At 65.0% G+C, this 12,099-nt stretch carries 12 protein-coding genes; 6 read left to right on the forward strand and 6 right to left on the reverse strand.

Annotation, left to right across the window (positions count from 1 at the left end; translation table 11 throughout):
- Positions 1-46 precede the first annotated feature (46 nt).
- The gene (gene aat / locus ACQ6S1_RS01700; RefSeq protein WP_445039435.1) at positions 47-916 is read left to right on the forward strand and encodes a leucyl/phenylalanyl-tRNA--protein transferase; all 870 of its coding nucleotides are present in this window, start codon (positions 47-49) and stop codon (positions 914-916) included.
- 69 nt (positions 917-985) lie between these two features.
- Here the strand turns inward: aat and ACQ6S1_RS01705 are convergent, their stop codons facing one another.
- From ACQ6S1_RS01705 to guaB, 3 genes are read right to left on the reverse strand one after another with little or no spacing between them, the layout of a single operon-like run.
- Positions 986-2,284: an RsmB/NOP family class I SAM-dependent RNA methyltransferase gene (locus tag ACQ6S1_RS01705; protein ID WP_445039436.1), complete on the reverse strand. Its 1,299-nt coding sequence runs from the start codon at positions 2,282-2,284 to the stop codon at positions 986-988.
- Positions 2,281-2,706 (reverse strand): MAPEG family protein, encoded by a 426-nt coding sequence (locus tag ACQ6S1_RS01710; protein ID WP_445039437.1) that lies wholly within the window; start codon positions 2,704-2,706, stop codon positions 2,281-2,283. The genes ACQ6S1_RS01705 and ACQ6S1_RS01710 overlap by 4 nt, the downstream gene beginning before the upstream one ends.
- A gap of 2 nt (positions 2,707-2,708) precedes the next feature.
- On the reverse strand, positions 2,709-4,205 hold the full coding sequence (guaB, locus tag ACQ6S1_RS01715) for an IMP dehydrogenase (RefSeq protein WP_445039438.1): 1,497 nt from the start codon (positions 4,203-4,205) through the stop codon (positions 2,709-2,711).
- Positions 4,206-4,371: 166 nt separating this feature from the next.
- Between guaB and ACQ6S1_RS01720 the strand changes: the two genes are divergently transcribed.
- Entirely contained in the window at positions 4,372-5,793 is a 1,422-nt protein-coding gene (locus ACQ6S1_RS01720) for an MFS transporter (protein ID WP_445039439.1), read from the forward strand.
- Positions 5,794-5,949: 156 nt separating this feature from the next.
- Here the strand turns inward: ACQ6S1_RS01720 and ACQ6S1_RS01725 are convergent, their stop codons facing one another.
- Positions 5,950-6,645, reverse strand: a complete 696-nt coding sequence (locus tag ACQ6S1_RS01725; RefSeq protein WP_445039440.1) for an RlmE family RNA methyltransferase — start codon at positions 6,643-6,645, stop codon at positions 5,950-5,952.
- Positions 6,646-6,647: 2 nt separating this feature from the next.
- Positions 6,648-7,751: a Ppx/GppA phosphatase family protein gene (locus ACQ6S1_RS01730; protein ID WP_445039441.1), complete on the reverse strand. Its 1,104-nt coding sequence runs from the start codon at positions 7,749-7,751 to the stop codon at positions 6,648-6,650.
- Positions 7,752-7,935: 184 nt separating this feature from the next.
- Between ACQ6S1_RS01730 and panB the strand changes: the two genes are divergently transcribed.
- The 4 genes from panB to der all read left to right on the forward strand — a co-directional run bounded on the left by panB (position 7,936) and on the right by der (position 11,349).
- Entirely contained in the window at positions 7,936-8,763 is an 828-nt protein-coding gene (panB, locus tag ACQ6S1_RS01735) for a 3-methyl-2-oxobutanoate hydroxymethyltransferase (RefSeq protein WP_445039442.1), read from the forward strand.
- A gap of 79 nt (positions 8,764-8,842) precedes the next feature.
- Complete coding sequence (locus ACQ6S1_RS01740; protein ID WP_445039443.1) at positions 8,843-9,724, forward strand: tetratricopeptide repeat protein; 882 nt, start codon at positions 8,843-8,845, stop codon at positions 9,722-9,724.
- Between the two features lie 18 nt (positions 9,725-9,742).
- On the forward strand, positions 9,743-9,976 hold the full coding sequence (locus ACQ6S1_RS01745; RefSeq protein ID WP_445039444.1) for a hypothetical protein: 234 nt from the start codon (positions 9,743-9,745) through the stop codon (positions 9,974-9,976).
- 29 nt (positions 9,977-10,005) lie between these two features.
- Positions 10,006-11,349: a ribosome biogenesis GTPase Der gene (gene der, locus ACQ6S1_RS01750; protein WP_445039445.1), complete on the forward strand. Its 1,344-nt coding sequence runs from the start codon at positions 10,006-10,008 to the stop codon at positions 11,347-11,349.
- Between the two features lie 3 nt (positions 11,350-11,352).
- Here der and ACQ6S1_RS01755 read toward each other — a convergent pair whose 3' ends face one another.
- Entirely contained in the window at positions 11,353-12,096 is a 744-nt protein-coding gene (locus ACQ6S1_RS01755) for an SDR family NAD(P)-dependent oxidoreductase (RefSeq protein WP_445039446.1), read from the reverse strand.
- Positions 12,097-12,099: the final 3 nt, after the last annotated feature.

Consider the following 12,099-nt stretch of genomic DNA (forward strand, 5'->3'; position numbering starts at 1 on the left):
TTGCACGCCTAGATAGCGCTCTCATTCTGCCGAAGAGAGTGCTGTCATGCGAGAGGGTCCCCGGCCAGACTTTCGGGAGAGCGGAAGCGCATGGGCGCGGCGGGTGGTGCTTGGCTTCGCTTATGCTTTGAAGCCATCCCGTATCGCAGATATCCCGGGCCTGCTGCAGATCAGCTCGACGGGACTGCTCCGCCCCGGGTCGGCTTTGCCGGACCCGCACCATGCTCTCCGGCGGCCCGAGGGACTTTGCGGGTTGGCGCACGATCTCTCGGTGCCGACACTGGTCGAAGCGTACGCCCGCGGCCTTTATCCTTTCAGCCATGTGGGGCCGCAGAAATGGTGGTCGCCCTCGCAGCGCTGCGTGCTGTTCTTCGAGGACACCCACATCGCGAAGCGTCTGCGCGCACATCTGCGGCAGGCTCGGTTTCGTGTGACGTTCGATGAAGCGTTCGATCGGGTGATGATCGCTTGCGCTCAGCCCGATACCCGACGTGTGCCTCTCACCTGGATCACGCCTGCCATCATGCGCGCGTTCTCGTCGCTGCACCGCGCCGGCCATGCCCATTCCTTTGAGGTCTGGGACAGCGAGGGCGCCCTGGTCGGCGGCGGCTACGGCGTCGCGTCCGGCGGTGTCTTCGTCGTGGAATCGCGCTTTGCACGGGTTTCGAACACGTCGAAGTTCGGCTTCATGGTGCTGAACTGGCACCTGCAGCAATGGGGCTTTTCGCTGGTCGACAACAAGCGCGTGCATCCGAATGTGGTCGACATGGGGTTTCGGGACATCCCGCGTGCGGACTATCTCAACCTTCTCCAGACCTCGCCGCAACCAAAGGTGCCTGCGGGACGATGGACGGCGAGCGCAGGCATGGCCGATATCGCCGACTGGCAACCCGCCGCCAACACAAACCGGTTTTAAGACGCTGCGCCGATTGTATGCCCGGCGTCCGGCACCCAGGCTTCGCAACGGAAACCAAACGCCGAGTTCTTACCCGCCCGTTTTCCGCAGCAGGCCCACAAAGAAACCGTCGGTTCCCGTGCGCTTCGGCGTCAGCACCAGCCCGGTCTCGCCCGCGTTCGTGAAGGCAGCGAGCGCCGGCAGGTTCGCGGCGATGGCGGCTTCCCGTGCCGAGATAGGCGTGAACTCGGGATGCTTGGTACGGAAGGCGGCCAACCGATCGTCGTTTTCCTCGGCCAGCAGCGAGCACGTGATATAGGCAATGCGCCCGCCGGGCTTCACCAGGCGCGCGGCATCAGCCAGCACGGCGTCCTGCTCGTTCTGCCGCACCTCGATTGCGCCGGGCCGCAACCGCCATTTTGCATCGGGATTACGCCGCCACGTGCCTGTGCCGGTGCAGGGCGCGTCGACCACGACCAGATCAGCGCGGCCTTCCAGATCGGCCAGGACATCGGCCATCGCCTTCGGCGAACGCACCTGCAGATTGCGCACGCCGGCGCGGTCGGCCCGCTCATGCAATGGAGCGAGGCGGCGGATATCGCGATCATAGGCGAAGATCTGCCCGCGATTGTTCATGCCGGCGGAAAGCGCCAGCGTCTTGCCGCCGGCGCCGGCACAGAGATCGATCACCTGCTCACCGGGCGCAGCCGCCGCGATCAGCGCGGCCAATTGAGACCCCTCGTCCTGCACCTCGACCCAACCTTTGAGGAATGCGGGTTCCGCCTGCACGGGCGGTCCGCGACCGTCTTCCAGCAGCGGCACACGAACGCCGAAAGGCGACAGCGGCGTTTGCGTCGCGCGCAGATGGTCCAGCGCTTTCAGTGCTTTTTCGCGGTCGGCCTTCAGCGGGTTTGCCCGAAGATCGAGCGGTGCGCGTTCGGCCAGCGCCGCCAGTTCCTCGGCGCGATCTTCCCCGAAAACCCGCGCAAACAGGCTGTCGAGCCATTCCGGATAATCGCCGCGCACCCAATTGGGCGCGTCCTCCAGCGAGCCGGAGGCGAGGGCGGCTTTCTCGCCTTCGCTCAACGGGGACGGTGCGTGCGGACTGTCGGCGAACGCTGCCTCAAGCGCGTCCGTCGAAAAATCCCTCACAAAGACGAGCGCCCCGAGCACGAGCGCGCGGGCGCTCTCGTCGCCCATGCGCCAGCTCAGCGAGGCGCGATGGCGCAACGCATCGTAGACCAGGCTCGCAATGGCGGCCCGATCGCGGGATCCCGCGAAACGATGCGCCATGCCCCAATCCTTAAGGGCATCGGAGGCCGGACGACGGTTCGTGGCGATTTCGGCCAGAACCTCGATGGCCGCCGCGTGGTGGGCTGCGGCCTTCACAGCGACGACACCGTGATGTTCAGCGCGAACATCACCCACATTGCAAACAGCGCGATAGCCCCCACGGTGAACACTGCTGAGCGGCGCCGCAATTCGTTAGTGGTCGTGTAGATCAGCGCGTGGACGAGGCGGGACAGAACGAACACCCACGACAACACCACGAACAGGAAGTCAGCTTTCTCGGTGATGAGCGCGAGCGGCACCAGCGCGAAAAACAGCAAGGGCAATTCGAACTGGTTCTTGTAGCAATTGCCGATGAGCGTGGCGTTCCTCGGCCAGCCATTGCCGGTGTCGCGATAGGTCGCGAGATCGGCAGCGCCGGCCTTGAGCGCGCTGTAGCGCGTGCCGGCAAGCCAGAACAGCAGCGTGAACATGAGCCCGGCCTGGACGAAAACCGGGAGTAGGACGGCGAGCCGGCTCACGATCAGGACCGCGACGGATAGTTGGGGCTCTCGCGGGTGATCGTCACGTCGTGGACATGGCTCTCGCGAAGCGCCGCGCCGGAAATCCGCACGAATTCCGCCTTCTCACGCAGCTCGGCCAGATTGGCCGCGCCGACATAGCCCATCGCGGAGCGCAGCCCGCCGGCGAGCTGATGCAGCACCGAACCGAGCGGACCCTTGTAGGGCACCTGGCCCTCGATGCCTTCGGGCACCAATTTCATGCTGTCCTTGATGTCCTGCTGGAAATAGCGGTCGGCGGAACCCTGAGACATCGCGCCCACGGAACCCATGCCGCGATAGGCTTTGTAGGAGCGGCCCTGATAGAGGAAGGTCTCGCCCGGGCTTTCCTCCGTGCCAGCAAGCAGCGAGCCGACCATGGCGACTTCGGCACCCGCCGCCAGCGCCTTCGCGAGATCGCCCGAATATTTGATGCCGCCATCGGCGATCACAGGAACGTCGTCCTTGGCGGCTTCCTCTGCCACGTCCATCACGGCCGTGAGCTGGGGCACGCCGACGCCGGCCACGATGCGCGTGGTGCAGATCGAACCCGGGCCGATACCAACCTTGATCGAATCCGCGCCGGCCTCGATCAGCGCGCGCGCCGCACCGGCGGTCGCCACGTTTCCGGCCATCACCTGTACGTTGTTGGAGAGGCGCTTCACGCGTTCCACGGCGGCCAGCACATGCGCCGAATGGCCATGGGCGGTATCGATGACCACGATGTCCACGCCGGCGTCGATCAGCTGCTGAGAGCGAATGAATCCGCCGTCGCCCACGGTGGACGCCGCGGCCACGCGCAGCCGGCCCTGTTCGTCCTTGTTGGCCAGCGGGTTCAGCACCGCCTTTTCCATGTCCTTCACGGTGATCAGGCCCGTGCAGCGGAACTCGTCATCAACCACGAGCAGCTTTTCGATGCGGTGCTGGTGCAGCAGCTTCTTGGCGTCGTCGGTGTTCACGCCCTCTCGCACCGTGACCAGGCGGTCCTTCGTCATCAGCTCCGACACGGGCTGCCGGTTGTTGGTGGCGAAGCGCACGTCGCGATTGGTCAGGATGCCGACCAGTTTGCCCGGGCGTCCGTCCACACCGCGCTCGACCACGGGGATGCCGGAGATCGAATAACGGGTCATCAGCTCGAAGGCATCGGCCAGCGTCTGGTCCGGGTGGATCGTGACGGGGTTCACCACCATGCCGCTTTCGAACTTCTTCACGGCCCGCACCTGGTCGGCCTGTTCCTCGGGCGTCATGTTGCGGTGCAGCACGCCGAGCCCGCCGGCCTGCGCCATGGCGATGGCGAGACGGGCTTCCGTCACGGTGTCCATGGCGGAGGAGATGATCGGCAGGTTCACCGAAATGGTGCGCGTCAGGCGGGAGCGGATGTCCGCATCGCTCGGCATCACGTTGGAAGGGCCGGGGCGCAGCAGAACGTCGTCGAAGGTCAGTGCCTCGCCGCCGAAAGATGTTTCGATGAGCTGTGCCATGCCAAATCCTCGTGCAGGGTAAACGGTAGGGAGGCGCTAAAAGCGCGTCGCGGCCGCTCATGGGAGTTGGCGCTGGTGCATAGCACGGGTCAGGGCAGGGGGAAAGCGCGCTGTCGTCTTCTCCCGACCATACAAACGCGCTACCTAGCACCCAATGCCATCTCGCGTGCTTGTTCCCCTCATCATCGCCTGCGCCCTGTTCATGGAGAACCTGGATTCCACGGTTCTCTCCACGGCGCTTCCTGCCATCGCGCGGGATATCGGGGCCGATCCCATCCGGCTGAAGCTGGCGCTGACGTCCTATCTGCTCAGCCTCGCCGTTTTCATCCCGGCCTCGGGCTGGATCGCCGATCGGTTCGGCGCGCGGCTCGTGTTCCGTCTGGCCATCGGGGTGTTCATGCTGGGCTCGATCCTGTGCGGGCTGGCAGGCACGCTCGAGCAGATCGTGATCGCCCGCATCATCCAGGGCATGGGCGGGGCCATGATGGTGCCCGTGGGCCGCCTGGTGATCCTCCGCACCGTGCCGAAATCCGAGCTTGTGGGTTCGCTGGCGTGGCTCACCGTGCCCGCGCTTCTGGGGCCGGTCATGGGCCCGCCGCTGGGCGGCTTCATCACGACCTATTTCGACTGGCGCTGGATCTTCTGGATAAACATCCCCATCGGCATACTCGGCCTCGTCCTGACGACGCTGTTCATCCCCGACATTCGGGAAACGGCAGATGCACGATTCGACCTTGCAGGTTTTCTCCTGTCGAGCACGGGCCTTGCGGCCTTCGTTACCGGTTCGACCGCCATCGGGCTCGACATCTTGCCGATGTCCACCGTCGCCATACTGCTCGGCGGCGGCACGTTGCTGCTGGCAGGGTATTATCTGCATTACCGGAGATCGGCGGCCCCGATCCTCGATTTGTCGCTGTTCCGCCTGCCCACGTTTCGGGCGGCGGTCATCGGCGGCTCGTTCTTCCGCATCGGCGTGGGAGCGGCGCCATTCCTCATGCCGCTTCTGTTTCAGATCGGGTTCGGCCTCACAGCCTTTCAGTCGGGCATGCTGACCTTCGTCTCCGCGGTCGGCGCGGTTGCGATGAAGATCGCGGCGCCGCCCATTTTGCGCCACGTCGGCTTTCGCACGGTGCTTCTTTTCAACGCCGTCATCAGCTCCATCTTCGTCATGGCGCCGGCAGGGTTCACCCCGGACACGCCGGGTGGCGCCATTCTGGCGCTGCTGCTTGTCGGCGGCTTTTTCCGCTCACTGCAGTTCACGTCCATCAACGCGCTCGGCTATTCCGACGTCTCCCAGCTCCTCATGAGCCGCGCCACCTCCCTCACCAGCACGGTGCAGCAGCTTTCGCTGTCGGTTGGCGTGTCGATCGGTGCGCTCACCCTCGAGAGCGCAATGCGGGAGCGTGGCGGCACGGAGCTCGTGGCGTCGGACTTCACCTGGGCCTTTGTGGTTGTCGGCGTGGTGTCGGCGTCCTCGTTCCTGTTCTTCCTGCGTCTGCCTCACGACGCGGGTGCAGAGGTCTCCGGGCACCGCAGCCCCAAACTCGTGGCGCCCGATCCGACGGCCGACATGCGCGATCGCGGATGACCCATATTCGCTGGAACCTCCGGGCCGTCCCACAGGTTGATGGGCCAAGGAGGATCACATCATGATCATGCGTGTTCTGAAGGCTGCCGCGATGCTCTGGGTGGCGAAGAAGATCTTCAACAAGGCAAGCGACAAGGACGATGTCCGGTCGGGAGGCTACGCTCCGCCGCGGAAGCCCATGGCCAGGACGTAAAGCTCGGAAGAACCTGCCCGACTTGCCGGTGGTTTGACGTGCTTCACGTCGCGAAAATTCTTCTTTAGCTCCGTCAGCAGGACGGCTTCCGTGCCGCCCTGAAGAACCTTGGCAAGGAAATGGCCCCCCGGGGCCAGGACCTCGGCGGCGAAGAAGGCTGCCGCTTCCACCAATGCCATCGTGCGCAGATGGTCTGTCTGCCGGTGCCCCGTCGTGTTCGCCGCCATGTCCGAAAGAACGATGTCGGCCTGGCCGTCCAGCATGTCCTTCAAAAGATCTGGCGCCTGATCGTCGAGAAAATCGATCTTCGCGAACGTGACACCGGGCACAGGTTCCATATCGAGGATGTCGATACCGACCACCTTTCCGCGTTCCGGCGCACCCACCTTGTCAGCGGCGATCTGCGACCAGCCGCCCGGCGCAGCGCCAAGATCCACGACACGCGCCCCCGGCCGCAAAATGTGGTGCCGCTCGTCGATCTCGATCAGCTTGTAGGCCGCACGAGAGCGAAAGCCCTCGCGCTTGGCCCGCGCCACGTAGGGATCGTTGATCTGCCGTTGAAGCCAGAGCTGCTGGGAGGTCGTGCGGCCGCGTGCCGTTCTGAGTCTTTTGGCCAGATTTCGGCCGCCGCCGCCTTCCGCTCCACCTTTGGTGCTCATGGTCAGGCGCCTCTTCCGTTGGGCCGCCAGAGGCCGTCGGCTCGCATTAATTCGATCAGGATGCCTTCGCGAAGTCCGCGATCGGCGACCCGCAGGCGCGCGCAAGGAAATCTCCGCCGCACGGCTTCCAGGATCGCGCAGCCGGCCAAAACCAGATCGGCGCGTTCGCGTCCAATGCAGGGATTGGACACGCGCTCCTCATAGGACATCGCCCGCAAGCGCGCCATCACCTGGTCGATCTGCGGGCTCGTCAGCCAAGCCCCGTCGACACGACGGCGATCGTAGCGCGGCAGGTTCATATGTACGCCCGCCAACGTGGTGACCGTGCCGGACGTGCCCAGCATGTGCAGACGCCCGCACGCTTTCCGCAGCGCCTCGACATCCGGGAAGCTGTCGAGCAGGGGATCGACATCCCGCACCATCGCTTCGAAAACCTCGGGCGTCACATGATTGCCGCCGCCATGCCGCTCGGCGAGCGTCACCACGCCGACCGGCAGGGAAACCCATGAGCGGATGCGTGGTTCTCCGGCAAAGCCACCTTTCTGCCGCTCGATCCAGACGAGTTCGGACGAACCGCCGCCGATATCGAAGACAAGAACGCCTTCCGCCTGCGGATCGGCCAGCGGCACGCACCCCAGCGCGGCCAGTCGCGCTTCCGTGCCCCGGTCGATGATCTCGAGCCGCAACCCGGTCTCGCGCAGAACGCGCTCGCCGAATTCCGCGCCATTGATCGCACTGCGGCAAGCCTCGGTCGCGATCAGGCGGGTCCGCTGGACGCCCCGCGAAACGATTTTGTCGCCACAGACCTTCAAGGCCTCGATCGATCGGGAAATGGCTTCGGACGACAAGCGGCCGCTTACGCCCATGCCCTCGCCAAGCCGAACGATCCGGGAAAACGCATCGACAACGCGAAACCCGTCCCATACCGGGCGGGCGATCAGCAGACGACAATTGTTGGTGCCGAGATCCAGCGCCGCATAAAGCGGGGACGGGCGTGGCGCCACCGGTGCCTTCGCCGCATATGCACGCTGCGGGGCATCGACCTGGGCGGGCTGCTTGCCAACGGACGAGGCAGCCGCCACCGGAGGCGGTGCACGAAAAGTCACTAATGTTCCTTCGGGCGCGGAACCGAGGTTCACTGCGCCTAAATGAGATGAGTTGGCAAAAGTGTACCAACCCGTTTCGCTGGCGCAAGAGCGAGCTCCACGTTTGTGGTATACCAGCTCCGCGTTGCGGGATCGCAAAACGCGTGCTTTTGCTGCGTCACCACGGAACGACACGAGGAAAGCCATGTCCGTTCAAGCCGCCATCCGTCGCATCACGGCGCCGGAAATCCGTGCTCGCAAAGGCAGCGAGCCGATCGTCACGCTCACCGCCTATCACGCCCACACGGCGGCGTTGGCGGACGATCTGGTCGAGCTTCTCCTCGTCGGCGATTCGCTTGGCATGGTCATGCACGGGCTGGAGACGACTGTTCCCGTCACCATGGAGATGATGATTCTGCAGGGGCAGGCGGTCGTTCGCGGTTCGCGACGTGCTATGGTCGTCGTGGACATGCCCTTCGGTGCCTATGAGGAAAGCCCTTCGGTTGCATTCCGTGCCTGCTCGCGAATGCTGAAGGAAACCGGTGCCGGCGCCGTAAAGCTGGAGGGCGGCGTGCACATGGCCGAGACGATCCGTTTCCTGACGGAGCGCGGCGTGCCCGTGATGGCCCATATCGGCCTCACGCCGCAATCGGTGCTGACGCTTGGCGGGTTCAAGGCCCAGGGCCGCGACAAGAAGGATTGGGACGCGATCCTCGCCGATGCGCGGGCCGTCGATGAGGCGGGCGCCTTCTCCATCGTCGTGGAAGGCGTCGCTGAGCCCTTGGGCGAAGCGATCACTAAGGCCTGCGCGGCACCCACGATCGGCATCGGCGCTTCCGCAGCCTGCGACGGGCAGATCCTGGTCATGGAAGACATGCTCGGCCTGACCGAACGGGTGCCGAAATTCGTCAAGAAATACGGCACCTTGCGCGATCATATCCGCGGGGCGATCGAGGCTTACGGGTCCGAGGTCCGATCCCGGGCCTTCCCGGCACCCGAACATACCTACGCGATGCGGAAGATTTCCGAATAAGCGCGTTTGCACGGGGGGAGAGGCGTGGCTATGGTGCGCGCCGCTCGGCCTCGGGTCGAATCCATATCACGCGGACCACATGTCGGACATTTTCAACGAGATTGAACGGGATATTCGCAGCGAGCAGCTGAGCAGGCTTTGGCGCCGGTTCGGACCGCTGGCCATCGGCGTTGCGATCCTGATTGTGGTCGGCGTCGGCGGGTGGCGTTATTGGGAACATCATCAAGCACAGGCTGCGCAGGAGGCTGGTCGCCGCTATGCCGCCGCGCTCGATCTGGCGCGTGAGAACAAGCATTCCGAGGCTGAGGCCGCGTTGCGCGCCATCGCCGCCGATGGGCCGGAAGGATATCAGACCCTCGCGCGTTTCCGCGCGGCCGCGGAACTGGCTGCCACGGATCCTGCCGGCGCGCTCGGCGCTTTCGAAGCCATCGCGCAGGCCGCCAACGTGCCGCCCTTGCTCCGCGACATGGCGCGCATTCGCGCCGGCTACATCATGGTCGATACCGGCAGCGCCGCAGATGTCGCCAGCCGCGTCGAGGTCCTGGCGGCTCCAGGCGGCGCTTGGCGTCATTCGGCCCGCGAATTGCTGGCCCTTGCCGCATGGAAAGCCGGCGATATCGCTGAAACCCAGCGTTGGGCCCAGGAAGCGATTGCCGATATGGAAGCGCCGACGGGCATCCGCACCCGCGTTCAGTTTCTGCTCGATCTCGCCTCCGGCGCCGACCGCGCCGATCTGGTCACGCCGCCTGCGGCGGAGCAGCCTGCTGAGCAGAGCGAGCCTCAGGACGCTCCCATGGCGGCTCAACCGGACTCGACAGTGCCTGAAGCGGCAAAGCCTGCGAACGGTGACGAAGAGCCGGTTGCGGAATCCAGCGAAGGCTCAATTGACGATGCAGCCGCACCTGCGGCTCCGGCCGATCCCGCGCTCCCCGAGAGCGCTCCGGCCACGCCTACACAGTGACGTGAGGAGTTGCGAACGATGTCCCGTTCCATCCGTTTGGTCTTGATTTCCGCCTTTGTCTGCACCGGTCTTGCCGGCTGCGACACGGCGCGTTCCCTCAATCCTTTCTCCGAGAAGGACAAGATCCTGCCGGGCGAGCGCAGCCCCGTGTTTCCGCCGGGCGATCCGTTCGCCGGCCCGCGCCGCCTTCCGTCTCCCAATGCCGAGACGGAAAGCATCACCATCCCGGCCGACCAGCAGCCGGCCCGCTGACCCTTGAATAACCGGCGGGAGCCGAAGCGATGTACCCCGTCGTAGCCATTGTCGGACGGCCCAATGTGGGCAAGTCCACGCTGTTCAATCGCCTTGTCGGTCGCCGCATCGCGCTGGTGGACGATCGGCCCGGAGTGACCCGCGATCGCCGTGAGGGCGAAGCGAAAGTCGGCGATCTCCAATTCATCGCCATCGACACGGCGGGTCTGGAGGATGCCGAGGAGGCCAGCCTCGCGGGCCGGATGAAGGCGCAGACGCTCGTAGCCGTTGAAGGCGCTGACGTCATCATGTTCGTTACTGACTCGCGCAGCGGCATCACGCCGGAAGACGAGCATTTTGCGAATCTTGTGCGCAGATCGGGTAAGCCCGTCATCCTCGTCGCCAACAAGAGCGAGGGGCACGGTGGTCACGCCGGCGCCTATGATGCCTTCCGCCTGGGCCTGGGCGATCCCGTGCCGCTCTCGGCCGAGCACGGCGACGGCTTTGCCGATCTCTACGCCGCGCTGGCCGCCGCCTTCGGCAATCCCGATGAGGACGACGCCGAGGATGCGGCGAAGGAGCGGGGACCGCTCGCCATTGCCGTTGTCGGCCGTCCCAATGCCGGAAAATCCACGCTCATCAATCGGCTCGTCGGCGAGGACCGCCTTCTGACCGGGCCGGAAGCCGGCATCACGCGCGATTCCATCTCGGTCGATCTTGTCTGGCGCGGTCGCGAAATCCGGTTGGTGGACACGGCCGGCATGCGTCGCAAGGCCCGGATCCAGGACAAGCTGGAGAAGCTTGCGGTTTCCGATTCGCTGAGGTCGATCCAGTTCGCCGAAGTCGTGGTCGTGATGCTGGACGCCACGATCCCCTTCGAAAAACAGGATCTGCAGATCGCCGACCTCGTGGCCCGCGAAGGCCGCGCATTGGTCATTGCGCTCAACAAATGGGATCTCGTCGAAGAGCGCGGCGGCGCAATGAAGCGCCATCGCGAGGCGGCTGATCGTCTGCTGGCCCAGGTGCGCGGCATGCCGCTCGTCGCCGTGTCGGCTGCGACCGGTGAAGGCGTCGATCGTCTCATGGAAGCAGTGGTGCAGGCCTACGAGGTGTGGAACCGCCGCGTTCCGACGGCGCGGATCAATCGCTGGCTCGAAGGCGTGCTCCAGCAGCATCCGCCACCAGCGGTGCGGGGCGCGCGCGTGAAGCTCCGCTATATGACCCAGACCAAGGCGCGCCCGCCGAGCTTTGTCTTGTTCGGCACGCGCACGAGCGTCCTGCCGGAGAGCTATGTGCGCTATCTGGTCAACGGATTGCGGGAAGCGTTCGAACTGCCGGGCACTCCGATCCGCCTGTCATTCCGAGAGCCGAAAAACCCTTACGACCCTGAATAAGGATCAGGCTGGCAATTGGAACGAGAGCAGGCGTCCCGTCCTGGCCTCCACGAGCCGGCCGGTTTCCTGGAAGCCGGGATCGACGAGATCGAGGATGTGAGCGGCCACATCCTGTGCCGTGGGCAGCGTCATCGGGTCTTCACCCGGCATGGCCTGCTTGCGCATCTTGGTGCGCGTCGCACCAGGATTGAACAGATTGACGCGAATGGGCGTATTCCGCGTTTCCTCGGCGTATGTGCGCACCAGAGCTTCCAACGCGGCCTTCGACACCGAATAAGGTCCCCAATAGGCGCGGATATTGGTGGCCGCTCCCGAACTGACGAACACGGCGCGGCCCGCATCTGAGCGGCGGAGCAGGGGGTCCATGGCATGGATAAGGCGCCAATTGGCCGTCACATTGACCGCCATCACATTGTCCCACGCCTTTTGATCGACGTGGCCAAGCGGCGAAAGCGGACCGAGAACGCCGGCATTCCCAATGAGGATATCGAGCTTGCCGAAGCGCTCGAGAACGGCGCCGGCAAGCCGGTCCACACCCTCATAATCCAGTACGTCGAGTGGCACGAGGGTCGCGGAGCCGCCCTTCGCGCGCACCGAATCGTCAAGCTCTTCGAGCCCACCTACCGTCCGGGCGACCGCGATGATATGCGCGCCAGCTTCGGCCAGATGCTCGGCGATGGCTGCGCCGATTCCGCGCGACGCTCCCGTCACAAGGGCGGTGCGGCCCGCCAAATCCGGAAGAGCCATGAT

It is taken from the genome of Terrihabitans aquatilis (assembly GCF_052542005.1).